Source organism: Bradyrhizobium ingae (assembly GCF_055791185.1).
Genome location: NZ_JBVUBB010000006.1, coordinates 210903 through 236357 on the forward strand (window position 1 = coordinate 210903; position 25455 = coordinate 236357).

The 25455-nt window shown below is 65.0% G+C and carries 27 protein-coding genes; 15 read left to right on the plus strand and 12 right to left on the minus strand.

The annotated features are described in order from the left end of the window. Positions 1-135: 135 nt before the first annotated feature. A complete protein-coding gene (locus tag ACV1FX_RS12060; RefSeq protein ID WP_473117774.1) occupies positions 136-366 on the plus strand; it encodes a hypothetical protein in 231 nt (76 codons plus the stop codon). A 107-nt stretch (positions 367-473) separates the two neighbouring features. Here ACV1FX_RS12060 and ACV1FX_RS12065 read toward each other — a convergent pair whose 3' ends face one another. The 5 genes from ACV1FX_RS12065 to ACV1FX_RS12085 form a co-directional block, all read right to left on the minus strand. Further along, positions 474-1175 carry a hypothetical protein gene (locus ACV1FX_RS12065; protein ID WP_473117775.1) on the minus strand — a complete coding sequence of 234 codons (702 nt, stop codon included), beginning with the start codon at positions 1173-1175 and terminating at the stop codon, positions 474-476. A gap of 258 nt (positions 1176-1433) precedes the next feature. Beyond that, on the minus strand, positions 1434-4349 hold the full coding sequence (gene uvrB / locus ACV1FX_RS12070) for an excinuclease ABC subunit UvrB (RefSeq protein ID WP_473117776.1): 2916 nt from the start codon (positions 4347-4349) through the stop codon (positions 1434-1436). Between the two features lie 87 nt (positions 4350-4436). Beyond that, positions 4437-4664 carry a hypothetical protein gene (locus ACV1FX_RS12075; RefSeq protein WP_473117777.1) on the minus strand — a complete coding sequence of 76 codons (228 nt, stop codon included), beginning with the start codon at positions 4662-4664 and terminating at the stop codon, positions 4437-4439. Between the two features lie 56 nt (positions 4665-4720). Next, positions 4721-4939: a hypothetical protein gene (locus ACV1FX_RS12080; protein ID WP_473117778.1), complete on the minus strand. Its 219-nt coding sequence runs from the start codon at positions 4937-4939 to the stop codon at positions 4721-4723. A gap of 92 nt (positions 4940-5031) precedes the next feature. Beyond that, entirely contained in the window at positions 5032-5943 is a 912-nt protein-coding gene (locus ACV1FX_RS12085) for a LysR substrate-binding domain-containing protein (RefSeq protein ID WP_473117779.1), read from the minus strand. Positions 5944-6244: 301 nt separating this feature from the next. Between ACV1FX_RS12085 and ACV1FX_RS12090 the strand changes: the two genes are divergently transcribed. The 3 genes from ACV1FX_RS12090 to ACV1FX_RS12100 all read left to right on the plus strand — a co-directional run bounded on the left by ACV1FX_RS12090 (position 6245) and on the right by ACV1FX_RS12100 (position 8100). After that, entirely contained in the window at positions 6245-7024 is a 780-nt protein-coding gene (locus tag ACV1FX_RS12090; protein ID WP_473117780.1) for a TSUP family transporter, read from the plus strand. Continuing rightward, entirely contained in the window at positions 7021-7251 is a 231-nt protein-coding gene (locus tag ACV1FX_RS12095; protein WP_473117781.1) for a hypothetical protein, read from the plus strand. The genes ACV1FX_RS12090 and ACV1FX_RS12095 overlap by 4 nt, the downstream gene beginning before the upstream one ends. A gap of 153 nt (positions 7252-7404) precedes the next feature. Then, positions 7405-8100, plus strand: a complete 696-nt coding sequence (locus ACV1FX_RS12100) for a glutathione S-transferase family protein (RefSeq protein ID WP_473117782.1) — start codon at positions 7405-7407, stop codon at positions 8098-8100. A 69-nt stretch (positions 8101-8169) separates the two neighbouring features. On the opposite strand, the gene ACV1FX_RS12105 is transcribed toward ACV1FX_RS12100, so the two are convergent. Beyond that, positions 8170-8376 (minus strand): cysteine-rich CWC family protein, encoded by a 207-nt coding sequence (locus tag ACV1FX_RS12105; RefSeq protein ID WP_473117783.1) that lies wholly within the window; start codon positions 8374-8376, stop codon positions 8170-8172. 101 nt (positions 8377-8477) lie between these two features. On the opposite strand from ACV1FX_RS12105, the gene ACV1FX_RS12110 reads away from it, so the two are divergent. The 4 genes from ACV1FX_RS12110 (at position 8478) to hmuQ (ending at position 12118) form a co-directional block, all read left to right on the plus strand. Beyond that, positions 8478-10064 (plus strand): DUF1800 domain-containing protein, encoded by a 1587-nt coding sequence (locus ACV1FX_RS12110; protein WP_473117784.1) that lies wholly within the window; start codon positions 8478-8480, stop codon positions 10062-10064. Next, positions 10061-11284, plus strand: coding sequence for a DUF1501 domain-containing protein (locus ACV1FX_RS12115; protein WP_473117785.1), 1224 nt, complete (start codon positions 10061-10063; stop codon positions 11282-11284). The genes ACV1FX_RS12110 and ACV1FX_RS12115 overlap by 4 nt, the downstream gene beginning before the upstream one ends. 88 nt (positions 11285-11372) lie before the next feature. Next, positions 11373-11738, plus strand: a complete 366-nt coding sequence (locus ACV1FX_RS12120) for an endonuclease domain-containing protein (protein ID WP_473117786.1) — start codon at positions 11373-11375, stop codon at positions 11736-11738. Positions 11739-11794: 56 nt separating this feature from the next. Beyond that, the gene (gene hmuQ, locus ACV1FX_RS12125) at positions 11795-12118 is read left to right on the plus strand and encodes a heme-degrading protein HmuQ (protein ID WP_473117787.1); all 324 of its coding nucleotides are present in this window, start codon (positions 11795-11797) and stop codon (positions 12116-12118) included. Positions 12119-12136: 18 nt separating this feature from the next. Here the strand turns inward: hmuQ and ACV1FX_RS12130 are convergent, their stop codons facing one another. The 6 genes from ACV1FX_RS12130 to ACV1FX_RS12155 all read right to left on the minus strand — a co-directional run bounded on the left by ACV1FX_RS12130 (position 12137) and on the right by ACV1FX_RS12155 (position 16046). Continuing rightward, complete coding sequence (locus ACV1FX_RS12130) at positions 12137-13078, minus strand: aldo/keto reductase (RefSeq protein WP_473117788.1); 942 nt, start codon at positions 13076-13078, stop codon at positions 12137-12139. A 252-nt stretch (positions 13079-13330) separates the two neighbouring features. Next, complete coding sequence (locus ACV1FX_RS12135; RefSeq protein WP_473117789.1) at positions 13331-13786, minus strand: GNAT family N-acetyltransferase; 456 nt, start codon at positions 13784-13786, stop codon at positions 13331-13333. 87 nt (positions 13787-13873) lie between these two features. Beyond that, positions 13874-14686, minus strand: coding sequence for a PAS-domain containing protein (locus ACV1FX_RS12140; protein WP_473117790.1), 813 nt, complete (start codon positions 14684-14686; stop codon positions 13874-13876). A gap of 171 nt (positions 14687-14857) precedes the next feature. Then, positions 14858-15004 (minus strand): hypothetical protein, encoded by a 147-nt coding sequence (locus ACV1FX_RS12145; RefSeq protein WP_473117791.1) that lies wholly within the window; start codon positions 15002-15004, stop codon positions 14858-14860. Between the two features lie 70 nt (positions 15005-15074). Further along, positions 15075-15251 carry a hypothetical protein gene (locus tag ACV1FX_RS12150; RefSeq protein WP_473117792.1) on the minus strand — a complete coding sequence of 59 codons (177 nt, stop codon included), beginning with the start codon at positions 15249-15251 and terminating at the stop codon, positions 15075-15077. Positions 15252-15395: 144 nt separating this feature from the next. After that, positions 15396-16046 carry a glutathione S-transferase family protein gene (locus ACV1FX_RS12155; RefSeq protein ID WP_473117793.1) on the minus strand — a complete coding sequence of 217 codons (651 nt, stop codon included), beginning with the start codon at positions 16044-16046 and terminating at the stop codon, positions 15396-15398. Positions 16047-16584: 538 nt separating this feature from the next. Between ACV1FX_RS12155 and ACV1FX_RS12160 the strand changes: the two genes are divergently transcribed. The 7 genes from ACV1FX_RS12160 to ACV1FX_RS12190 all read left to right on the plus strand — a co-directional run bounded on the left by ACV1FX_RS12160 (position 16585) and on the right by ACV1FX_RS12190 (position 25408). After that, on the plus strand, positions 16585-17787 hold the full coding sequence (locus ACV1FX_RS12160; protein ID WP_473117794.1) for a pyridoxal phosphate-dependent aminotransferase: 1203 nt from the start codon (positions 16585-16587) through the stop codon (positions 17785-17787). Positions 17788-18228: 441 nt separating this feature from the next. Beyond that, positions 18229-18708, plus strand: coding sequence for a DUF992 domain-containing protein (locus tag ACV1FX_RS12165; RefSeq protein ID WP_473117795.1), 480 nt, complete (start codon positions 18229-18231; stop codon positions 18706-18708). Positions 18709-19056: 348 nt separating this feature from the next. Further along, a complete protein-coding gene (locus tag ACV1FX_RS12170) occupies positions 19057-21105 on the plus strand; it encodes an elongation factor G (protein ID WP_473117796.1) in 2049 nt (682 codons plus the stop codon). Between the two features lie 204 nt (positions 21106-21309). Next, the gene (locus tag ACV1FX_RS12175; protein ID WP_473117797.1) at positions 21310-22143 is read left to right on the plus strand and encodes a shikimate dehydrogenase; all 834 of its coding nucleotides are present in this window, start codon (positions 21310-21312) and stop codon (positions 22141-22143) included. 55 nt (positions 22144-22198) lie between these two features. After that, positions 22199-22825, plus strand: coding sequence for a hypothetical protein (locus ACV1FX_RS12180; protein WP_473117798.1), 627 nt, complete (start codon positions 22199-22201; stop codon positions 22823-22825). Between the two features lie 139 nt (positions 22826-22964). Further along, the gene (locus ACV1FX_RS12185) at positions 22965-23564 is read left to right on the plus strand and encodes a single stranded DNA-binding domain-containing protein (RefSeq protein WP_473117904.1); all 600 of its coding nucleotides are present in this window, start codon (positions 22965-22967) and stop codon (positions 23562-23564) included. 305 nt (positions 23565-23869) lie between these two features. Continuing rightward, positions 23870-25408, plus strand: coding sequence for a L,D-transpeptidase family protein (locus ACV1FX_RS12190; protein WP_473117799.1), 1539 nt, complete (start codon positions 23870-23872; stop codon positions 25406-25408). The last annotated feature ends 47 nt before the right edge of the window (positions 25409-25455 follow it).

The following is a 25455-nucleotide window of genomic DNA, read 5'->3' on the forward strand; positions in this document are numbered from 1 at the left end:
CGCGGATTCTGCCGCGAGCATAGCTTCGCGATGGCGCGACAGACATGGTGCGCGGCGCGTAATGCTGAGAGTTCACGGAACTTCACCGCGCCTGTACTCGTTGAGGAGGCGACACCGTATCCGGAGGCACCGTTCATGAAATCCCCGCTTCTCATTCTCGCCGTCGCCTTGTCGCTTGCCGCGCCGTCGGCTGTCGACGCCAAGGGTTGCATCAAGGGCGCCATCGTCGGTGGCGTTGCCGGACATTATGCCGGCCACCACGGCGCGCTCGGCGCCGCGGCCGGTTGTCTCTATGGCCGGCATCATGCCCGGGAGCAGGAGAAGCAGCAGCAACAGAGCCAGATGAACGGCCAGGGCAAGCTGTAAATCACGATCCGGATCCGGAAGGCAGCGTCAGCGCAAATCGTGAAGCGCTTTTCCCTCGCAATAAGCGCAGCCTCTCCCGCAAGCGGGAGAGGCAAGTCCGTGGCGCGTCAGACCACGACAGTGGTCGGTGTCCGCAGCCAGGCTTCGTGAGTGATCGCCACCATCGACGGCAGGTCGATGATGCCGATGCTGCCCCAGGTGAACATCGCATAGCCCGGCTTAGAGCCGTCCACGCTCGATGGCACGGAGGTATCGAGCTGGTGTGCGAGCCAGCTGATGGTGCCGTAGCCGCACAGGCTCACGCAGTGATCCTCGTTGGTGTCGGCCGTGTAGCCGGTGGCGAACCAGCCGGTCTTGAAGTTGTGGGCGCGGCAGGTGGTCTCGAGCTGGTCGGCGGCGACGCCGATCTTGACCGGACCGTGATACAGCGCGCTTTTCAGCACCGCCGGGTTGGTCCAGTCGACCGTGCTCGGGTTGCCGTCGTCATAGGAATGGTCGCTCTGGCTGAAGCCTTCCTTCTGCATGGACTTCAGCACATTGATGAGCACCGCGCCCTCGTAGACGCCGTGGGCTTTCGCCCATTTCTCCACCTCGGCGTCGCTGATGAAGATCTCCGGCTTGTGGCAGGCCTTGGCGAAGGCCTCTTCGGCGGTCACGCAGTCGCCATGGACATCATTGTGCCAGATCGAAAGCTTCTTGGGAAAGAACAGATGATGGGCCGGGACGTGAGCCAGCGCCACATGCGGCATCGCCGCTGCCAGTTCGTGTCGCGGGCTCGGAATTGCACCACGTTTCACTGCCATTGCCATGAGTATCGCTCCTCTAAAATATCCACCCAGCAACTCGTAATTGAAACGTGGAAATCGTTTGGTGAAGCAGATCACACCGGCAAGCCGACGGCACACACTCTCGCTTCACAAGCGTGTGTGCAAGCGGAGCGTGTAAAGCGGGCCGATGTGTCGTTGTCGGCTTTTCGCGGTAAAGCCTGGGGGGAGGGGCTGCCATTTCGGGGCGCCGCGAAGCGGTGAGCCCGGAATCCAACTCCGTCGCCAACGCGACGCGCAGTCCTACCTCTTCTTCCACCCACCCCGTCGCCCCGGCGCTCCTCCCGTCGACTTCGGCGCAGGCCCGAACTCCGGGCCGGACTGCCGCGAGTCCGTCGGCTGGATGATCCGGCTCTCGCCGCCGAACGGTTTTGCTGGCAGCGCGCGGTTCGCGCGATAGGGGAGCGATTCTGGGCCATGCATCTCGTCGAGATGTGGCTTGTGGACCTTTGAGCCGATGCCACTACCGCTCGCTTTCAGCGCGGAGCCTACGGTCTTCTTCTTCATCGCGCTGACGGGGAGGTTGGCGGCGTCGCCGTATTTCTTCGTGCCGGCGTAGGCGCCGGCCTTGCCCTGCACGGTGCGCTGCTTTGCGGTGGGGTCGTCGACCACGGCGAGCTCGGTGGCGCGCAAGCGCTTGACCTCGTCGCGGAGGCGCGCGGCCTCCTCGAAGTTCAGATCGGCTGCGGCCTCGCGCATGCGGGTCTCGAGATCGGCGAGCACGGCCTCGAAATTGTGACCGATCGAGATGACGTCGTCGGTCATGTCGTGACCGCCGACCTCCACCAGCACGTGGTCGCGCTCATAGACGGAGTTGAGGATGTCGCCGATCTGCTTCTTCACGCTTTCCGGCGTGATGCCGTTGGCGTTGTTGTACTCGACCTGCTTCTCGCGGCGGCGGTTGGTCTCGGCGATGGCGCGCTCCATCGAGCCGGTCATCTGATCGGCGTAGAGGATCACCTTGCCGTCGACGTTGCGCGCGGCGCGGCCGATGGTCTGGATCAGCGAGGTCTCGCTGCGCAGAAAGCCTTCCTTGTCGGCGTCCAAAATAGCGACCAGTGCGCATTCGGGAATGTCGAGGCCCTCGCGCAAGAGGTTGATGCCGACCAGCGCGTCGAAGGCGCCGAGGCGCAAGTCGCGGATGATCTCGATGCGCTCGATCGTGTCGATATCGCTGTGCATGTAGCGGACGCGAATGCCCTGCTCATGCAGGTATTCGGTGAGGTCCTCCGCCATGCGCTTGGTCAGCACCGTGATCAGCGAGCGATAGCCGGCTTGTGCGGTGGCGCGGACTTCGCCGACGAGGTCGTCCACTTGCGTGCGGGCCGGTCGGATATCGACGGGCGGATCGATCAGCCCGGTCGGGCGAATGACTTGCTCGACGAACACGCCGCCGCTTTCGTTTAGCTCCCAGCCGCTCGGCGTCGCGGACACGGCAACCGTCTGCGGCCGCATCATGTCCCACTCCTCGAACCGCAGTGGGCGGTTGTCCATGCAGGAGGGCAGGCGAAAGCCGTATTCGGCCAGCGTTGCCTTGCGACGGAAGTCGCCGCGGAACATCGCGCCGATCTGCGGGATGGTGACGTGGCTCTCGTCGGCGAAGATCAGGGCGTTGTCGGGCACGTATTCGAACAGCGTCGGCGGCGGCTCGCCGGGCCGGCGTCCCGTGAGATAGCGCGAATAGTTCTCGATGCCGGCGCAGCTTCCCGTCGCCTCCATCATCTCGAGATCGAAGGTGGTGCGCTGCTCCAGCCGCTGCGCCTCCAACAGGCGGCCCTGGTCGTGGAGCTGGTCGAGCCGCTGCTTCAATTCGAACTTGATGGACTTGATCGCCTGCACCAGCGTCGGGCGCGGCGTCACATAGTGCGAATTGGCGTAGATCTTGATGAATTCGAGCTCGTCCTGCTTGTGACCGGTGAGCGGGTCGAACTCCTCGATATTCTCCACGGTATCGCCGAACAGGTTCACGCGCCAGGCGCGGTCCTCATAGTGCGCCGGGAAGATGTCGATGACGTCGCCGCGCACCCGGAAGGTGCCGCGGGTGAAATCGGCCTGTGTGCGCTTGTATTGCAGCGCGACGAGGTCGGCGATGAGCTGACGCTGGTCGATGCGCTCGCCCTTCTTCAGCGCAAAGGTCATCGCGGTGTAGGTCTCGACCGAGCCGATACCGTAGATGCAGGAGACCGAGGCCACGATGATGACGTCGTCGCGTTCGAGCAGCGCGCGCGTCGCGGAATGGCGCATGCGGTCGATCTGCTCGTTGATCGACGAATCCTTCTCGATATAGGTGTCGGTGCGCGGGACGTAGGCTTCCGGCTGGTAATAGTCGTAATACGAGACGAAGTATTCGACCGCGTTGTCGGGGAAGAAATTCTTGAACTCGCCATAGAGCTGGGCGGCGAGCGTCTTGTTCGGCGCGAGGATCAGGGCAGGGCGCTGCGTCGCCTCGATCACTTTGGCCATGGTGTAGGTCTTGCCCGAGCCGGTGACGCCCAGCAGGACCTGCGAGCGGTCGTTGCGTTCGACGCCCTCGACGAGCTCGGCGATCGCCGTCGGCTGGTCGCCCTTGGGCTGGTATTCCGACTTGATCTCGAAGCGCACGCCGCCTTCGGACTTTTCCGGGCGCGGCGGCCGGTGCGGCGTCCACACCCGCATCGAGCCGTCATCCTTGCGGAACTCCGGCCGGCCCTCGCGGATCAGCGTCTCCAGCGCGTCGGCAGTGGCCTTGACGCCAAGTGCCTCCATCTTGCTGCGTGGCGGACGCGCAAGCGCCTCGGCATCGTCCTCCTCGGTGGGCATCCCGAGCTGACGGGCCAGTTCCGGATCGAGGAACGGCACGGTCGCAGCGGTGCCGTAATTGGCCTGCGGGGCCTCTTCGAGACCCGCGGGACGATCGGCCGGAAAATCCTTCGGTGTCGAGGCCCGTGCGCGATGTGCGGCGGCCTCGCCGCCGGCGCGGCGGTCGCGCGAGTTATCCGGCGGCGGCTGCAACCCCGTGGACGAGCCGATGCCGCTTTCGCCGCGATTGATCGCGGGATTGAGCAACTCGGCCAGAGCCGGTGCGATCGGCTGGACGTCGGGCCTCGAAGCCCTAGAACTTGGTGCTTTGGATTTGGGGGCTTTGCCGGATTTTTCGGGGGGAGCAGGTTTCTTCGCCATGCCCGGAATATGGGACGAGTCCGCCGCTCAGGAAAGGGCGAATGCCCCCGCGCGGGTCAGCCTGCTGACAGCAGGTTGGCAGCAGGCTCACGCTGCCGGCAGCGAGCCGTCGTCGCCGGCGCCCGGCGGCTGGACAATGTCCAGATGGATCCCTCCACAATGGACACAGCGCATGGTCCAGTACTCGCAGCCGGCCCGGCCGCCGATCACGCGGAGCACGGCAAGCTCGCCACTGCATTCCGGGCAGTTCGACCGCGCGGATCGGGCGCTGGATTGGACCAGCGGTTGCGTCTCTTCAATCTCGATCTGCGACATCACTTCAGCCCTCGTTTTGTCGCCGCGCTACGTCAAAAGATCCTCGCGAGAAACCCTTATTCATCCTCCGTCCGTCGGCGGAAGCGGTCGATATGGTGCTTGGCATCGGCAATCGCGGCTTCCGGATCGGGACAGGCGAAGCCGACCTCCATCGCCGGAAACAGCACGCCGTCGATGGCGAGCAGGCTCAGATCCGCGCGCCGAATGCGGGCGTGCCACAGGCCTTTGCCAGCCTCGAACGATTCGATGTCAAAGCCGTCGTAAAGCGTCGTCATTGGTAGTCCCCAATTTCTTGTTGGAGGGTTAGGAGACCACGTCCGCGCGTAAGCGCGTGTGAAGCCGTTCACACGGGGATGGCTTTTTCGTTTCAGGCGCGTGCGAGGCGCCCGGCCTTGCGCGGGCGCGCCGCGGGTTCCACGGCGGTGCGCATGATCCAGCGGCGGAACGCGGCAAAGTCGCGCTGCTCGGTCTGGAAGCTGCGATACACCAGATACCAGCGCATGCCCTTGGGCACCGAAAGGTCGAACGGTGCCACCAGCCGGCCGGCGGCCAGATCGTCGTCGATATAGGGGCGGATGCCCATGGCGATGCCGAGCCCGTCGCTGGCCGCCTGCAGGGCCTGGCCATAGAACTCGAATTCCGGCCCCCGCGCGCTGACGCGGCTGACATTGGCTGCCTTCAGCCAGAGCGGCCAGTCTTCCGGCGAATGCGCGACGCGGATCAGGCCGGGACCCTTGAGGTCGGCCGGCCGCTTCAGGGATGTGGCGAGGCGGGGCACGCAGACCGGCGTGAGATCGCCGGCAAACAGCGGCTCGGCGACGAGGCCCGGCCAGTCGCCGGTGCCGAGCTTGATGCCGCAACTCCAGTCCTCGCCGAACGGCACCGCGGCGCCGCCGGTGGTGAAGCGCACCTCGATATCCGGCTCCTCGCTGCGGAATTCGGAGAGGCGCGGGATCAGCCAGCGCATCGCAAAGGTGTGGCCGACGCCGATGGTGAGCACGCGCACGCTCGAGGGCGCCGTCACCTGCGCGGTGAGGCTCGCCAGCGCATCGAAGATCGGCGTCAGCCCGCCCTGATAGGCGCGGCCGGCTTGCGTGAGCACCAGCTTGTTGGCCTTGCGCTCGAACAGCGCGACGCCGAGGCGCTCTTCGAGAAGATGCACCATGCGGCTGACCGCGGCGGCCGAGACGCTCAGCTCGATGCCGGCGGCGGCAAAGCTGCCGCTCCGCGCCGCCGCCTCGAATGCCTTGATGCCGTTGAGAAAGAGCAGCCGCCGCAAGAACGTACCCTCAGGAAAGCTGATGCCAGGCCAAGATAACTCAGTTTGCATGGGTTCCACAAGCGGAGCACAAGAATGGGACCTAGATTGAAGCCGATTTTCGCGAGGTGCACTTCGCCCCGTTCTTGCGGGGAGAGGTCGATCGCGAAGCGATCGGGTGAGGGAGTTTCCGCGAGTCCTTCGCGTGCCGAATTCGCGGAGCGCAGCCCCTCGCCCCACCCCTCTCCCCGCAAGGGCGGGGCGAGGGAGGACTAGCGATTTGCGTCCCTTGCTCGAAGAGCCCACCACAGGAGATCCCCGCGTGACGCCCATCATGATCGCTGCCCTTGGATTGCTGATGGTCGGCACCGCATTCCTGTCCGGGCTGTTCGGCATGGCGGGTGGGCTGATCCTGATCGGCGTGTTGCTGGCGCTGATGCCGCTGCCATCCGCGATGGTGCTCCATGCGATCACGCAGATCGCGTCGAACGGCTGGCGCGCCTTGCTCTGGCGCTCGCATATCCGCTGGCGGCCGGTCGGGGTCTATCTGATCGGCTGCGCAGTCGCGCTGGCGGCGTGGTCGATCTCCCGCTACGTGCCTGACAAGCCGACTGCGCTGCTCCTGCTCGGAGTTACCCCGTTCATGGCGCGGCTGCTGCCGTCCAGCGTCAAGCCGAATCCCGACAGTGTCTGGCAGGGCACCGTCTACGGCACGATCTGCATGGGACTGATGCTGATGACCGGCGTCTCGGGGCCGCTGCTCGACACGTTTTTTCTCGGCGGCGAATTCGGCCGGCGCGAGAAGGTGGCGACCAAGGCGGTGTGCCAGGTGGTGAGCCATTTCACCAAGCTGATCTACTTCGGCGGCGTCATCGACCAGGCGGCCTCGCTCGATCCCGTTCTGGCCGGCGTCGCGATCGCCGCCTCGATGCTAGGCACCACGCTGGCGCGGCGCATCCTGGAGGCGATGAGCGATCAGCAATTCATCGCATGGTCGATGCGGCTGATCACCACCATCGCCTGCTACTATATTGCATATGGAAGCTGGCTCCTGGTTCGCACGCCCGTGATGGCGGCCTTTGACAAGGGAGGTGTGCAATGACTGACAACGCCGATCCGCTGGTGCTGGATTTCGTCGAATGGATCGCGCGCGAGCCGCGCGCCTATGCCGAGGTGATTTCGACGTGGAAGACGTCGTGCCCGCGGCTGACCATCTGGGAAGACGCCGCCGACCGCGGCTACGTTGCGCGGGAGACGCTGCCCGGCATGGGCTTGATCATCGCGGTGACGGAACAGGGCGAGAGGCTGTTGCGCGCGAACGGAAGGTAACGTCTCTCCACATCGTCATTGCGAGCGTCAGCGAAGCAATCCACAATGCTAACGCGGCGGCAGTCTGGATTGCTTCGTCGCACCTGTGCAAAATTGCTTCGCAATTTTGTCGCGGGCTCCTCGCAATGACGGAGCTGATGGAGGCGCCTTTCCATGAACCTCAAACTCTTCGAACTCGTCGGCACCGACGCGTCGCGCCCCTTCAGCCCATATTGCTGGCGCACGCGCATGGCGCTTGCGCATAAGCGGCTCACTGCTCAATCGCTGCCGTGGCGCTTCACCGAGAAGGGCGCGATCGCGCCGCACGGCTCGGAAAGGGTCCCGGTGCTCCTGCACGACGATAAGCCCGTGGTCGATTCCTGGGCCATTGCCAATTATCTCGAAGACAGCTTTCCCGATCGTCCGTCGCTGTTCGGCGGGGAGGGCGGCCGCGCCATGGCGCGGATCCTGAATTCGTGGGGCGACATCGCGATCGTCGGCGGCATCTTTCCGCTGATCATCGCCGACATCCCCAAGAACCTGGCGCAGGTCGATGCGGATTATTTCCGGCGGACGCGCGAGGCGCGTTTCGGCAAGCCGCTGGAGGAGATCATGGGGAGTCGCGACACCGCCGTCGTCGCGTTCCGCAAATCGCTCGACATCATGCGTCTCACCCTGAAGACGCAAACCTTCCTCGGCGGCAATGCGCCGAATTACGCCGACTATATCGTGTTCGGCGGCTTCCAGTGGGCGCGCGTGGTGAGCCCGTTCACGCTGCTGGAGACGGATGACCCCGTCTACGCCTGGCGCGACAAGCTGCTCGACGCGTTCGACGGCATGGCGCGCAAGTCGCCGGGCTTTGCGGTGTAGCTGCGCACTGTTTCGCCAGAACGACACAGAGGATGCGGCGCCCTGGTATCTCACGAACGCTATCGTGGGTCACCTCACTGCTTCCGCCGCCGCCTTGCGCAGGCAATCACGGCACAGGCAATCTTCGCTCTCGATCGGCATCGGCAACCGCGCGGTCTCCTCGGCGCACCAGCAGTCGCCGGACAATCCGCATGAAAACGCCGTGCCGCAGCGGGAACAGACGATGTGGCGCAAAGGTGCGGCGGGCACGGTGAGGATTTCTTTCCGATTTGTCATCATTTGCGCCGAAGCTTCGCCGTCATTTTCATGCCGGGTTCATCATTGACGGCCGTATAGTAATCGGCGCGCATGCCGCAAGGAAGTGCAAGGACAGAACAATGGCCCGCGATTCGCAAGCCGCGCTCGTTGCGCTCAACCGGTTCGGCTTTGGCGCGCGCGGCGGCGTATCCGGCGATTTCATCAATGCGGCCTCCGACCCTCGCGGTTTCGTGAAGGCGGAGCTGAGCCGGCCGAACGGTGTGCTGCTGGAAGCTCCGGGCCTGCAATCGACGCCGCAACTCGGCCAGGCCGTGTTCGAATATCAGGCGCAGGTGAAGGCGGCGCGCGAGGTCGCCGCCAAGGCCGGCACGCCAGATGAAGCAAAACCAGGCGAAGCAAAACCAGGCGGGGGGCAGCCGCAAGCCGATCAAAAGCCCGCCGCCCGCCGCAACCTGTCGCTCAATGCGGCCGCGATGGATATCGCCGGCCAGTCGCCGGAGACGAAGGCATCCGATGCGGCGGCAAAGTCCGCCGATGCCATGCAGCCCAACGCGGCGCCACCGCCTGCAGCAAGGCCCGCGGCGCAACCGCTCAACGTGATCCAGAAGACGTTTCGCGCCGAGGCCCTGGCGCGGCTGCAACGCGCCACGCTCGCCGATTGCGGCTTCGCCGAGCGCCTCGTTGCGTTCTGGTCCAACCATTTCTGCATCTCGGCAGCCAAGGGCGAGCTGGCGCGGATCTGGGCCGGTTCGTTCGAGCGCGAGGCGATCCGCCCGCATGTGCTCGGCCGTTTCGCCGACCTGCTGAAGGCGGTCGAGCAGCATCCGGCGATGCTGTTCTTCCTCGACAACCAGCAATCTCTGGGCCCAGATTCGCGCGCGGGCCAGAACCGCAAGCGCGGGCTCAACGAAAATCTCGCGCGCGAAATCATGGAGCTGCATACGCTCGGCGTGAATGGCGGTTACACGCAGGAGGACGTCACCTCGCTTGCGCGCATCATCACGGGATGGACCTTTGCCGGCCGGCAGGGCCGGTTGGGCGAGCCCGGCAATTTCGTCTTCAACGCCAATGCCCACCAGCCGGGGCCGCAGGTGCTGCTCGGCAAAACCTATGACGCGGCGGGGCTCGCGCAGGGCGAAGCGGCGCTCGCCGATATTGCGCGCCATCCCTCGACCGCGAACTTCATCGCCACGAAGTTCGCCCGCCACTTCCTTGCGGATGATCCACCGCCCGTGCTCGTGGCGCGCCTGCGCGATGTATTCACCAAGACCGACGGCGACCTCAAGGCGCTGGCGACCGCGCTCGTCGATTCCAACGAGGCCTGGACTGCGCCGCTGACCAAGATGCGCTCACCTTACGAATTCCTGGTCGCGAGCGGCAGGCTGCTTGCGCGGGTGCCGGAAGATCCCGGACAGTATCTCAACAGCCTCAATCTGCTCGGACAGCCGCTGTGGGCGCCGGCCGGGCCCAATGGTTTCCCTGATACCAACGCTGCCTGGGCCGCGCCCGAGGGCATGAAGCTCAGGCTCGACATCGCCGTCCAGATCGGCTCGCGGCTCGGCAACAACATCGACCCGCTCGATCTTCTGGAGTTTGTGGCTGCGGATGCAGCCTCGACCGAGACGCGGCGGACCATCGAGCGCGCGGAATCGCGCCAGCAGGCACTGGCGCTGCTCCTGATGTCGCCGGAACTCCAGAGGAGATGACGATGGATTGCGCCGAGAACAGGCTGCTCCTCAACTCGCGCCGCGCGCTACTGCTTGGCGGCGCCTCCTTTGCGGCCTGGGCGTATTTGCCGAAATTCGCGCGCGCGGCCGACGGTCGCGATCCGCGCCTGATCATGGTGATCCTGCGCGGCGCGCTCGACGGTCTTGCCACCGTAGCTCCGGTCGGTGATCCCGACTATGCCGGCCTGCACGGCGCGATCGCGCTGAGGCGCGATGGCGAGCACCCTGCGCTCATGCTGGACTCGTTCTTCGCGCTGCATCCCTCGATGCCGGAATTCGCGCGCATGTATCGCGACAAGCACGCCGCGGTGATTCACGCAGTATCGACGCCCTATCGCGACCGCTCGCATTTCGACGGCCAGGACGTGCTCGAAAGCGGCTATGCGGGTCCCGGCCGCGTGCAGTCGGGCTGGCTCAATCGCGCGCTGGAGGCGTTGCCGCGCGGCGAGCGTGTCTCCAGCGGGCTCGCGGTCGGTCCGACCACGCCCTTGGTGCTGCGCGGTTCCGCGCCGACCGTCGGCTGGGCGCCGGTCGCGCTGCCGCAGGCCGATGACGACACTGCGATGCGGCTCGTCGATCTCTATCGCCATCGCGACCCAGCCCTGGCCTCGGCACTGTCGCAGGGCTTGCAGCTCGAGAAGGCGGCAAGCAGCGATGACATGAAGCCGAAGGCAGGCAACGCGGTTGCGCAAATGCGGCTGGTCGCAAAGGGCGCCGCAAAATTGATGGCGGCCGACGACGGCCCGCGCATCGCCGCACTCGCATTCGACGGCTGGGACACCCACGCCAATGAAGGCGGCCCAGTCGGGCGGCTCGCATTCCTGCTCGGCGGCCTCGACGGCGCGCTTGCCGAATTCGAAAGCGGCTTGGGGGATCGCTGGCGCAACACCGTCGTCGTGGTCGCGACCGAATTCGGCCGCACCGCTCGCATCAACGGCACCGAGGGCACCGACCATGGCACTGGCACCATCGCGCTGCTCGCCGGCGGCGCCGTGAAAGGCGGCCGCGTGATCTGCGACTGGCCGGGATTGAAGCTGGCCAACCTCTACGAAGGCCGCGACCTCAAGCCGACGACCGACCTGCGCTCAGTGATCAAAGGCGTGCTGCAAGACCAGTTCGGCCTCAACGATCGCGTGCTGGCCGAGACAGTGTTCCCGGAGAGCGCCAGCGCAAGACCGATGAAAGGGCTCGTGGTTTAACCTCTCCCCGCTCTTCTGCGGGGAGAGCTCGGATTGCTCCCGGCGATGCGAAGTATCGTCCGGTGCAATCCGGGCGAGGGGCAAGGCAATGCGTGGCCAAGACGAGAAATCCATCCGACTCGCGCGACGGCTGCGGGCCAATCAGACCGACGCAGAGACAGTCCTGTGGAATCGCATCCGCAATCGAAGGATCAACGGCAACAAATTCGTGCGACAAAAACCGATCCTTGTCTGTGACTTTGTGTGCCGCGAGAAGCGTCTCATCGTCGAGGTCGACGGCGGACAGCACAATGAATCGGCGACGGACGCTACCAGAGATGAACGCCTGAGAGAGAAGGGCTACAAGATCCTTCGTTTCTGGAACAATGATGTCCTCGGCAATATCGAGGGTGTTCTGATTGTAATTCAAACCGAACTCGTGGAGGCAGGCCCTCACCACTCCCTCTCCCCGTAAGGACGGGGAGAGGGAGTGAGAGACCAGGGCTCCCCTAACGTAAGGAGACCAACATCATGTACATCGCCATGAATCGCTTCCGCGTCGCCAAGGGGTCGGAACCGGCCTTCGAGCAGGTATGGCTGACGCGCGACACGCATCTGGACAAGGTGCCGGGCTTCATCGAGTTTCATCTGCTGAGAGGGCCCGAAGCCGAGGACCACACGCTGTATGCCTCGCACACGGTGTGGGCGAATTACGCGGCGTTCGAGGCCTGGACCAAGTCGGAGGCGTTTCGCGCGGCGCATCATCGGGCCGGCGACAACAAGCCGCTCTATCTCGGCCATCCCCAGTTCGAAGGGTTTGAGGTGATGCAGACGGTGGGGCGCGGCGCGAAATAGCGCGCGGCGCTGCAAGCATCAGCCCTTGGTGATCTTGTCGATCTCCGCGAGGTCATCCGCGCTGAGTTTCCAGGCGATCGCCTTGACGTTCTCCTCGACCTGCTCGACGCGGGTGGCGCCGGCGATGACGCTCGCCACCTGGGGGCGTGCGGCGAGCCAGGAGAAGGCGAGCTCGAGCATGGTGTGGCCGTGCGCCTTGGCAAAGGCCTGGAGTTTTTCGACGATATCCTCGTTGCGCGGCGTGACGTAGCGATCGCGCAGCGCCGGCGCCTTGGCAAAGCGCGTGTCGGCGGGCGCCGCCGCACCGCGCTGGTACTTGCCGGTCAGAAGACCGCTCGCCAGCGGAAAGAACGGCAGGAGGCCAAGCTTATACTCCTGCGCGGCGGGCAGCAGATCCTTCTCGATATCGCGCACCACGAGACTGTATTCGTCCTGGCAGGAGATGAAGCGGCTGGCGTTCATCGCGCGTGCGGTGAATTCGGCTTCGGCGATGCGCCAGGCCGGGAAGTTCGAATTGCCGATGTAGCGGACCTTGCCCTGGCGCACGAGATCGTCGAGCGCGCGCAACGTCTCCTCCAGCGGCGTCAGCGGATCGTAATCGTGCTGCTGGTAGAGGTCGATATAGTCGGTCTTGAGCCGCTTCAGGCTCGCCTCGACCGCGCTCATGATGTAGCGGCGCGAGGCGCCCTGCTTGGTGCCGTCGCTCGACATGGGCTTGGAGAACTTGGTCGCGAGCACGATGTCCTTGCGGCGGTCACCGAGCACTGTGCCCAGGACGGTCTCCGAGCCGCCCATGCCGGCATAGATGTCGGCGGTGTCGAACAGCGTGATGCCGAGATCGAGCGCGCGGTGGATCACCTTGCGCGAGGTCTCGAGGTCAGTGCGCTGGCCGAAATTGTTGCAGCCGATGCCGACGGCGGAGACGCGCAGGCCGGAGGCGCCGAGATTACGGATTTCCATGGGAGGTCCTGTCAGAGGAACATGGGGGGCAAGGGCACATTGTGACGGCCCTGCGCTCGAGCAGCAAGGCGACGGCCGCGGTGCTGCCATGCGCACAAAAAAATGCGGCCCCGGTCAGACGCGGCGACTGACGGGGACCGCTTGGGCGCTTGATCGGTGACGGGGGGCCTGATCAGACGCAAGTGGGAGCCTAGTCCTGCAATGTTACGTACAGGTGACAGCCGCGCTTATCCACAGGGTTGCAAATCGGGATCAGAAGAGCTTGCGATAGACGATGAAGCCGGAGCGCTCCGCCACCTTGTCGTAGAGGCGCTGCGCGGTGAGGTTGGTTTCATGTGTCTGCCAGTAGACCCGGGGCGAGCCCGCGGCCTTCGCCCGCTCGTACACGGCATAGATCAGCGACGAGGCGACGCCCAGGCCGCGCGCGGCTTCCGCCGTGAACAGATCCTGGAGATAGCAGGACGGCTCGATCGCGGTCGTCGAGCGGTGAAACAGATAGTGCGTCAGGCCGAGCAGTTGGCCGTCCTTGTCGGCGACGAGCGCGTGCACCGGCTCATAGGCATCGAAGAAGCGCTGCCACGTCACGCGCGTGATCTCGGGCGCGAGCGCGGTCGCACCCGAGCGGCCGTAGAACGCATTGTAACCGACCCACAGCGGCAGCCATTGATCGTAATCCTCGCGGGTGACGGCGCGAATGCTAAGGGACATGAGGAAATTCCGCGATCAAGGGGACGCAAGGCGGTAAGCCTGGGCCGTCATTCATACGGGATGAATGCCGCGCGGATCAATTGTGACCTATTCGGCGACGCGCAAATACCGGATCAGCTTGCGGGCGGTGGGATCGCGCAGCGCGCGGTAGTAGTCGGCGCGCGAGGGCGCATCGCCGTGGCGGACGAGGTCGGTCACCGGCGTGTAGCTCAGCATGCGTCCGCCGTCGGGCAGTGCGGCACAGACGAAGCGCAGCACCTCGCCGTTGCTGAGCTTGATGTTGATCGGCGTGGCGTCGCCCATCCTGACCATCTCTATCCGCTCGGCGATGAAGGCGCTCAATTCATCCTTGGGCAGCTCAAAGGCACCGGTGTCGCGGCCGTGATACATCAGCGCGATGAAGGGCGGCCGGCTCTCGGCCTTCTCGTCGGGAAGTGAGAAATAATCGCGGAAGGCGCGGTTGATGAACTCGGCGCGGGTTTCGGCATCGAGCAAAACAATGCCGATGTCGACCTGGTCGAGCGCCGCCGACAGGCGCTCCGCCGTGGCGTAGTGCCGGCGCTCCAGGGCAAAGGCATCGAGCAGGCGCTCGCGGATCAGCCCGGTGATCCCCGCGGTGGCCGCCGCCGTGATCGCCAGCAGGCCGAGCCGGATGAGGTCGGTCGTGGCGTAGCCGGCAACGGCCTTGTGGTTGAGGAAGAACAGCGCCGTGCCGATCACCGCGACCGTCGCACTGGTCATGGCAGACGCGAAGCCGGACAGCGAGCCGGCGAACGCGACGATGCAGACGAACAGGGGTGCGGGCGAGGGAACGGGAAAATAGCGATCGAGCAGCAGCGCCAGCAGCGTGGTCGCTGCCGTCAGCACCGGACCGGATATCGTGCGCCATCCGAACCGCATGGCCCTGTCTCGCTCCCTGAACGAGCTTACGCCCTCAGACTGGCCGATCGTTACGCGGTTGCGGTGCGATTTCGCCCCAGATGCTTAAGGCGAAGCTGCGGCGACGCGCAGAGCTTTCTGCGGATTTTAGGCCAAACTGCAGCACGTTTGAGCGAGCGCGAGCGTCGCGCCTCACACCATCGCACGGCTGTGTACGGCCGGGACGTTCAGCGTCGAAGTGCCCGTGCTCTTGCGCGTGCCGCCGATAATCAACAGCGACGCCGCGACCAGGATGGCCGCGGTCAAGGTCACTGCAACGATGATCACCGGTGACTTCATCGATGTCCTGCTGCGATACCGGTCAGCGCGGGTCTGACCGCGCCGGTGGTGGCCGAAGATGAGCCGCGGATCAGCCCGCAAATCCCATCGCCATGGTCGCCCGTGTCGTCAGTACCGTCAGCGTGACGATCAGGCATAGCGATACCGCCGCGATCGCGAGCGAAGCCACGACGGCACCTGTCAGCCGGGAAGAGACGACGGGGGCAGATCGACCCTGAAAGCCGACCATTCCGGACGCCCGAACCATGGTCTAAATCCTTCAACGCGCGAGCGAATCACCCGCGACACAAACGAATGTCACAATTTCAGCCGGCAACATTGGGGCGGCGTCGCGCCAAACATGGCGAAATCGAGGCAAAGGTTAATGTAGTGCCCGGTATTCTCGGCCGGCTCAGGCGCTCGCCGCGATGCTCGCGGGATCGTCGATATCGGCCGGGCGCCAGTCCATCGACACGAAGCCGGGCGCCTGCTCGACCCGCTTCAGCCAGGCCCGGATCGCCGGGAAGGTCGAGAGGTCGAAGTCGCAGCGGTCGGCAAGATGGGTGTAGCCGTAGAGCGCGATGTCGGCGACGGTAAGCTGGCGCGCCGCGAAATACTCGGCTGTCTTGAGGTGGTTTTCCATCACCTGGAGCGCGCCATAGCCACGCTCCATCCAGTCCTCCAGCGCATGCGTCTGGAGGTCGCGGCCGCCCTTGACCAGCGACAACCAGAAATAGGCGGCGCCGATATTGGGCTCGAGCGCGTGCTGCTCGAAGAACATCCATTGCAGCGCCTCGGCGCGGTCGATGCGTTGCTCCGGCGCGAGCGGCGTGCCACCCGCCACGTACCAGAGGATGGCGTTGGACTCGGCGAGGTAGCGGTCGTCGGCGACCTCGAGCAGCGGCACCTGGCCGGAAGGATTCTTCGCGAGAAAATCCGGCGTGCGGCTCTCCCCGCGGAGAATGTCGATCTCGATTGCCTGGTAGGGCACGTTCAACAGCGCCAGCGCAAGGCGAACCTTGTAGCTGTTGCCGGAGCGTTGCATCGAATAGAGCTTGTACATTCGAGAGGTTCTGATCCGGTGACGGGAAGCCGCGCCGCTTGTTGCCTCGCAACGCGGCTAAACAATGATGCCGTTGCGAATCCGCCGCAAGGGCCGCGCGCTAGAAAAACTTGAAATCGCTACTGCATTGCAACGCCGCAAAAAATCATTTCAACACGACAGAACAATTCGCATCACGCTTGCGTCAGGCTGTGATCGCGCGCCGGCGACGACATGCCGGCATCGAATGGTTGCGGTATCACAAGCGCGGTCGATCCACAGGCGCTTCGCATCGTCAGGTTGCACGGCCTCGCAGCGGGCCCGGCTCGGCAAAGGAGCAAAATTGCTCGGAGGACAATCTTTGCCGGATATACGCCGTCCCGGCAGCAAAGTTTAGGAATATTGCGCGAATCCGGGGTCTCTTCGGCGCGAATCCGTAAACTTTTGCCCGATCGGGCCGAAGTTTCTTGCGATGCAGCGGCACCCGTCCTAGGGTGCATCATTCCCACAATCAGAGTCGTGAGGCCCAAGGGCTCACGACGCTCGCCAGGAGATGATGATGTCCTTCCTTGCCGCTGCGCTCGACCGTGTGAAGCCGTCCGCAACCATCGCGGTCACGGATAAAGCACGTGCGCTGAAAGCGGCGGGCCGCAACGTCATCGGCCTCGGCGCCGGCGAGCCCGACTTCGATACGCCCGCCAACATCAAGCTGGCCGCGATCCGTGCCATCGAAGCCGGCAAGACCAAGTACACCGCGGTCGACGGCATCCCCGAGCTGAAGGAAGCGATCATCGCGAAGTTTCAGCGCGAGAACGGCATCAGCTACAAGCCGAACCAGGTGATCGTCGGCACCGGCGGCAAGCAGGTGCTCTACAACGCGCTGATGGCGACCATCAATCCGGGCGACGAGGTGATCATCCCGGCGCCCTATTGGGTCAGCTATCCCGAGATGGTTGCGCTTGCCGGCGGCGAGCCGGTGCCGGTGGTCTGCACCGCCGCGACCGGCTTCAAGCTCCAGGCCGAAGCGCTCGAGCGTGCGATCACGCCGAAGACCAAATGGGTGATCCTGTGCTCGCCGTCGAACCCGACCGGCGCGGCCTACACCAAGACCGAGCTGAAGGCGCTCACCGACGTTCTGGTCAAGCATCCGCATGTCTGGGTGATGACCGACGACATGTACGAGCACCTCGTCTATGACGACTTCCAGTTCACCACCGTCGCGCAGATCGAGCCGAAGCTCTACGACCGCACGCTGACCGTGAACGGCGTCTCGAAAGCCTACTGCATGACCGGCTGGCGCATCGGCTATGCCGGCGGTCCGGCGCAGCTCATCAAGGCGATGTCGACGATCCAGTCGCAATCGACCTCGAACCCCTGCTCGATCGCGCAGTGGGCCTCGGTGGAAGCGTTGAACGGTCCGCAGGATTTCATCCCCGCGAACAACAAGGTGTTCAAGGAGCGCCGCGACCTCGTCGTCTCCATGCTCAACCAGGCGAACGGCATCGAGTGTCCGCGCCCCGAGGGAGCGTTCTACGTCTATCCGTCCTGCGCCGGCACGATCGGCAAGACCGCGCCGTCGGGCAAGGTGATCGGAAACGACGAGGCGTTCGTCACCGAGCTTCTCGAAAGCGAAGGCGTCGCGGTCGTGCAGGGCTCGGCCTTCGGCCTCGGTCCGGCCTTCCGCATCTCCTACGCGACCAAGACCTCCGATCTTGAAGACGCCTGCAAGCGCATCCAGCGCTTCTGCGGCAATTTGCGTTAAGCCGTCGCGACAAGAATACGAAAGGCCCGCTTCGGCGGGCCTTTTCTATGTGCTTTGAACGACAGGGCAAATGCATTCGGCGCAGGAGTCGTAATGACCTTGCGTGGGTCGGCATCGAGCCTTGCCCCTCACCCGGACTGCGCCGGACGATGCTTCGCATCGCCGGGAGCAATCCGACCTCTCCCCATTTGAAGGGCGGGGAGAGGTCGAAAAGCGACCTTTCACTTGTAAGGGGCGCACTGCTTGCGCACTCCCTCGCCTCGCTCTTACGGGCCGGGACGAGCAGAGCTCGCCCTGGGAGGGTGGGGTAAGTGGCTTTCTCGGCAAGCTTGGTTTTGGATATGCGCGATCTGGCACACGCGGAACTCTTGTGGCATAGAACGTCGCGCGGCGTGTGCCGTGCCTTTCCTGCTCGCATCACATCATAGCCGGAGACTTTCCATGCGCCGTTCACTCCTCCTCGCCGGGCTTGCCGCGTTTGGCCTGGTCGCGTCGCTCGCGGGTGCGAGCGCGCAGCAGCGCATGGTGCGGGTCGGCGTGCTTGAATGCCGCGGCGGCGCAAGCATCGGCTTCGTGGTGGGATCGGTGACCAATCTCGGCTGCGTGTTGCGGGCCGAGGGCGTGCCGGAGGATCGCTACGTCGCGACCATCCGCAAAGTCGGTCTCGACCTCGGCATCACCCAGGAGACGGCATTGGCGTGGGGCGTATTCGCACCGGTCGACCGCCTCGGGCCGGGCGACCTCTCGGGCAACTATGCCGGCGCGCAAGGCAGCGCATCGGTCGGCGTCGGCTTAGGAGGCAACGTGCTGGTCGGCGGCTCCAACAATTCGATCGCGCTACAGCCGCTCAGCGTGCAGGGCCAGGTCGGACTCAACGTCGCCGCCGGCCTCGAAAGCCTGGAACTTCGGCCGGGCCGTTAACTCGCGGTCAATTGTAGTTGAGACAGCGCTAGCCGAGGCGCTCCGTACATTTCTCCCGAAGGGGGAGGTCGGATCTCATCTCGTCGAAAGATGCGATCGGGGGGTTACGGACTCACCGAATGCTGCGGCCCTCACACGGATTGCTGCGCAATCCGACCTCTTCCTGCTGGCGCGAGGTGGAACGCCCCGATGCGCCGCGCCCTGCCTGATCGTATCAATCGCTGAGACTTGAGTTCACGGACGACGCACCGCAGCGACGTTTCGCGCTTGCCAAAATGAAGGGACGGGCAGAGCATCAACCTTTGCCGACCCAATCACGGGCCGAGCTCCACATGAAGGAGGCGGCGAATGGGACAAGACGTCAGAAGTCCCCGAGGTCCACGGTGCATCGCACTGGTGGGCCCTTTCCAAAGCGGTAAAACCACTCTTCTCGAAGCGATTTTGGCACGAACGGGCGCAATCCCGCGTGCCGGTAGCGTCGACGCCGGTACTTCGGTGGGCGACGCCACGACAGAGGCCCGCCATCACAAGATGACCGTGGGCCTGACGGCTGCCACCACGAGTTTCATGGGCGACAGCTACACCTTCCTCGATTGTCCCGGTTCCGTTGAGTTCGCCCACGACATGCGCGCGGCGCTGCCCGCGATCGACGCTGCAGTCGTGGTCTGCGAGGCCGACGAGAAGAAGCTGCCGCAGCTTCAGATCATCCTGCGCGAGCTGGAGGAGATGAAGATCCCGCGCTTCTTGTTTCTCAACAAGATCGATCGCGCCAACAAGCGCATCCGCGAGACGCTCGAGACGTTGCAACCGGCCTCCCGCGTGCCGCTGGTGCTGCGCCAGATTCCGATCTGGAACGGCGAGCTGATCGAGGGCTTCGTCGATCTCGCGCTCGAGCGCGCCTTCGTCTATCGCGAGCACAAGGCGTCCGAGGTCATCGCGCTCGAAGGCGGCGATCTCGACCGGGAGAAGGAAGCCCGCTTCTCGATGCTGGAAAAGCTCGCCGATCACGACGATGCGCTGATGGAGCAACTGCTCGAAGACATCCAGCCGCCGCGCGATGCCGTGTTCGACGATTTGTCGCGCGAACTGCGCGAAGGCCTGATCTGCCCGGTGCTGCTTGGCGCCGCCGCACGCGAGAACGGCGTGCTGCGCCTGATGAAGGCGCTGCGCCATGAGGCGCCCGGCATTGCCGAGACCGCCAAGCGGCTTGGGGCGCCGGCCACCAAGGATGCGCTCGGCTACGTCTTCAAGACGCTGCATTCGCAGCACGGCGGAAAGCTGTCGTTGACACGGTTGCTTGCCGGCCATCTCGACGACGGCGCCACGCTGCAATCCGCCTCTGGTGGCGCGGGGCGCATCTCCGGCATCCTCGCCGTCAATGGCGCCTACGATACCAAGCGCCCGTCGGCGGAGGCCGGCGACACGATCGCGCTCGGCAAGCTCGATCCGGTCAAGACCGGCGACACGGTCTCGACCGGCAAGGCCCAGCCATCTCAGCTGATCGCGGTCGAGCCGACGCCGCCGGTGCTTGCGATCTCGGTCGCGGCCACCGACCGCAAGGATGACGTCAAGCTCGGCCAGGCACTCGCCCGGCTGCACGAGGAGGATCCCTCGCTCGTCATCGTGATGAATGCCCAGACCCACGACACCGTGCTGTGGGGGCAGGGCGAGATGCACCTGCGCGTCGCCAGCGAGCGGCTGCGCGACCGCTTCGGCGTCAACGTCAAATCTCACCCGCCGGCGATCGGGTACCAGGAGACCATCCGCAAGCCGATCGTCCAGCGTGGCCGGCACAAGAAGCAGTCCGGCGGCCACGGCCAGTTCGGCGACGTCGTGCTCGACATCAAGCCGCTCTCGCGCGGAGAGGGGTTCAAGTTCGCCGAGAAGGTGGTCGGCGGCGCGGTGCCGCGCAACTACATCCCGGCGGTGGAGGAAGGCGTCGTCGACGGCTTGACGCGCGGCCCGCTCGGCTTCCCCGTCACCGACGTGCAGGTGACGTTGACCGACGGCTCCTATCACAGCGTCGATTCCTCCGATCTCGCGTTCCGCACGGCGGCGCGGGTCGGGCTCAACGAAGGCCTGCCGCAATGCCAGCCGGTGCTGCTGGAGCCGATCCACGTCGTCGAGATCGTCTGCCCGACGGACGCCACCGCCAAGATCAACGCGATCCTGTCGGCGCGGCGCGGCCAGATCCTCGGCTTCGACACCCGCGACGGCTGGAGCGGTTGGGACTGCGTGCGCGCCATGATGCCGGAGGCAGAGATCGGCGAGCTCATCGTCGAACTGCGCTCCGCAACCGCAGGCTCCGGCAGCTTCACCCGCCAGTTCGACCACATGGCCGAGGTGACGGGACGTGCCGCCGACCAGATCATCGCCGCGCATCGCGACGCGGCGTGACGGTGACACTCGCCTGACGGCCGGCCTCGCGGCCGGCCGTCAGCGTTCCTCTTTGCAAATCATTGGACTTCGTGAACGCCTTCCCTGGGCGCAGGTTTGCCGCGGGTGGCGCTCGCGCGCTTGACAGCACGGGCCGAACGCGAAATGGATCGCCGAGAAACTCCCGGGAGGGACCTTTGCGAACCCGCGCCTTCGAGGAAAACCGTGTCTAAGACGCCCGTAGCCTGCCTGATCGGATGGCCGGCGGCGCATTCGCGCTCGCCCTTGATCCATCGCTACTGGTTGCGCATGCTCGGCATCGAGGGCGGCTATGTGATCGAGGCGGTGCCACCGGACAACTTGCGCGACTTCGTGCTGCGACTGTCCCTGCATGGGTTCGTCGGTGCCAACGTCACGATCCCGCACAAGGAAGACGTGCTCGCGCTCTCGACGCCGGATGCGCGTGCCAAGGCGATCGGTGCTGCCAACACGCTGTGGCTCGCGGGGAGCGAGCTGCGTTCGACCAACACCGATGTCGAAGGCTTCATCAACAATCTCGATGCCAGCGCGCCGGGGTGGGATGCGGCCGAGGAGGCGCTGGTGCTCGGGGCCGGCGGCTCGTCGCGCGCGGTCGTGTTCGGCCTGCTCGAACGCGGCGTCGGTCGGGTCCATCTCGCCAACCGCACCATTGCGCGCGCCGAGGCGCTTGCGACGGTGTTCGGTTCGCGCGTGCAGCCGATCGCATGGGATGCGATCGACAACGTGCTGCCGCGAGCAAGGCTGCTCGTGAACACGACCTCGCTCGGCATGCGCGGCCAGCCGGCGCTCGAACTCGACGTTGCACGCCTGCCGCAACAGGCCGTCGTTGCCGACCTCGTCTATGTTCCACTGATTACGCCGCTGCTTGCGGCAGCGCAGGCGCGCGGGCTGAAGACCGCCGACGGGCTCGGCATGCTCTTGCACCAGGCCGTGCGCGGGTTCGAGTTGTGGTTCGGCAAGCGGCCGCAGGTGACGGCAGAGTTGCGCGCGCTGGTCGAAGCCGATCTCACAAAATCTTGAGAGAATAGGGCACGGCCTCCGGGGTCCTGTCCTTGTGGGACAATCGGAGACTGCCATGCCTGTTCAACGTGCAACTTTCACACGTCCGCTCGTCGCTGTCGCGATGGTGGGCTTCTCCACGCTCTACGCCGTCGCGCAGCAGGCGCCCGTGCCGACGCGGGTGCGTGGAACGATCGAAAAAGTCGACGGCAATCTCTTGTCGGTGAAGTCAGGCAGCGGCGAGGACGTCAGGCTGCATATCGCATCCGACCTGCGCGTCGCGGGGATCACCAGGATCGCCCTTTCCGATATCAAGGTCGGCTCCTTCATCGGCGCGACCACGGTGCCCGGACCCGACGGCGGCCAGAATGCGGTCGAGGTCCATGTGTTTCCGGAAAGCATGCGCGGCACCGGCGAAGGCTCGCGGCCCTACGATTTGCGGCCGAATTCGAGCATGACCAATGCGACGGTGGCCGAGAGCGTGGTCGGCAATGACGGTCACACGCTGCTCGTGAAATACAAGGACGGCGAGAAGAAGGTGTTCGTCTCCTCGGAGACGCCGGTCGTCACCTACGTGCCGGGAGAGAAATCGGACCTGAAGGCGGGCGCCAAGATCATCGCCTTCATCAAGGCGCTGCCGGATGGTTCGTTCGAGACGAGCCGTGTCAGCGTCGGCCGCGATGGCCTGACGCCGCCGATGTGAAGCGGCGCTGGTCGCATTTCGTGATCACGGTCAAGCGCGGGACGCGGAATAGGCATCCAAGCCCGGGGTTGCGATGATTGACCGGCGCAACCGCCCTGGAGGGACAGTCATGCAGGAACTGATCGCCTGGAGGCCACGCATGTTTGTGGCCTCGCTCGTCGGCTTTGCCATCTTGTCTTCGATCGCGTCCGCGCAGCAGGCGCCGACGGTTCGTATCCGCGGGACCATCGAGGCCGTCGACGGCAACATGCTCGACATCAAGACCCGCGAAGGCAGTGACGTGAAGGTGCGCATGACCGACAACGTCGCCGTGTTCGCGGTCGTGAAGACCGCGCTGTCGGAGATCAAGGGGGGCTCCTATATCGGCGTCACCGGCATGCCCGAGCCCGACGGGTCGCAGCGGGCGATTGCCGTGCACATCTTCCCCGAGAACCAGCGTGGCGCGGCCGAAGGTTTTAGACCATGGGACGCGCGCGCCAACTCGACCATGACGAATGCGACCGTGGCCGAGACGGTCAAGGGCACCGACGGCCAGAACATCCTGCTCAAATACAAGGACGGCGAGAAGAAGATCGTGGTGCCGCCGGACACGCCGATCGTCACCTTTGTCGCCAGCGACAAATCCGAGGTGAAACAGGGTGCCAAGCTCATCATCTTCGGCGCGACCAAGAAGGAGGACGGTTCGCTCGAAGCGGGCCGTGTCAATGTAGGCCGCGACGGAGTGACGCCCCCGATGTGACTGCCGGCGTCATTTCCGAGGTCGTTCGGATTTGGGTTTCAGGGGGCCGTCAAGATATTCAGCCGAGTCACGCCCGATCGCCCCGGACGGGCGCGCCGGCAGCCTTTCGCGCTGCCGGGTCGGGGCCATTTTGGCCGAAACCACCCTTCCTCCGGCGCGGGCCGTCGTATATCAGAGATTTGCCATCGAACCTGCCGATAATGCTCGGGAGCCAATTGCGATGGCGACAGTTATTTAATCCAAAGATCGCAATCTGACCTTTAGTCGACGCTGAGCGCAGACGACTATTTCAACCGGGGTACGGCATGGCAAATCGATCGACGACGGCGCAATCCACTCTGGCGATGCGGCGTTGGCGGCCTGCCGGCCTCGTAACGATTGCGGCGATGGCCGCCCTGATGGCGCTGACCGCCGACGCCGACGCGGCGAAGCAGGCGCGGCCTGCAGTCGAGGCGGTTGCGCCGCGCGCGGCGGGCGAGCCGATCATGGCGATCGTGTCGATCAGGAGCCAGCAGGTCACTTTCTACGACGCCGATGGCTGGATCCTGCGCGCGCCGGTGTCGACCGGAACGACGGGACGCGAGACGCCGGCCGGCGTCTTCGCGGTGATCGAGAAGGACAAGGATCATCACTCGACCATGTATGACGATGCCTGGATGCCGAACATGCAGCGCATCACCTGGAACGGCATCGCGCTGCATGGCGGTCCGCTGCCCGGCTATGCGGCCTCGCATGGCTGCGTGCGGATGCCCTACGGCTTCGCGGAAAATCTGTTCGACAAGACGAATATCGGGATGCGGGTGATCATCTCGCCGAACGACGCCGCACCGGTCGATTTCTCTCATCCGGCGCTGTTCGTGCCCAGGCAGGAGGCTATTGCGGCGGTCCCGGCGCGAGCCGACAAGCTGTCCCGCGAGGCGGAGGAGGCCATCAGGGCAGCCGACGAGACGAAGAAAGCCGCCGCGACGACGGCACGCGAGGCCGCTTCGCTCCCGGTAACGCTGCGCAATTTGGAACGGCAGAAGAAGAGCGCCGACGCGGAGCTCGCTTACGCCGACAAGGTGCTCGCCGCTGCAAAGACGGATCAGGCCAAAGCTCGGGCCGAGGAGGTGAAGCAGAAAGCCGCCACCAAGGCTGCGGACGCAGCAACGCAGCTCGACACAGCCAAGGCGAATGCGCAGCCGAAGCGCGACGCCGCTGCTGCCGCCAAGGATGCCGCCAAGGCGGCGGCGACCAGGAAGGCCGACGCCGTCAAGGCAGCGACCGAGGCGAAGCTCGCGCTCGAACCGGTCTCGGTCTACATCAGCCGATCGACGCAAAAACTCTACGTGCGGCGCAATACCCATAAGCCGGCGCCGGACGGCGGCGGCGAGGTGTTCGATACGAGCATCGAGGTTCCCATTTCGATCCGCAATCCCGACAGGCCGCTCGGCACTCATATTTTCACGGCAATGGCGAAGAGCGATTCAGGCTTGCGCTGGAGCGTGGTCACGATCGACAGCGGCGATGACGCCAAGGATGCGCTCGACCGCATCACCATTCCGCAGGACGTGCTCGACCGTATCGCGCCGACCGCAGTGCCGCGATCCTCGATCATCATCTCGGACGAGCCGCTGAGCAGCGAGACCAACTATCGCACCGAGTTCGTCGCGGTGCTGAACAACCAGCCCCAGGGCGGCTTCATCACGCGCCGGCCCACGGCCCCGGATGTTATCGCGAGCCAGGACGGCTGGGACGACAATGGCTTCGGCTTCTTCTTCCAGCGCAATCCCAATCCGCAGCCCGGCAATCTGCGCCGGCGCGGCGGCGGCCAGTACTGGCAGCCGCAACAGGGCTGGTGGTAGGACGCGGTACGTCGCGCGCCGGTCGTCCTAAGGCGCGATGAGATGAG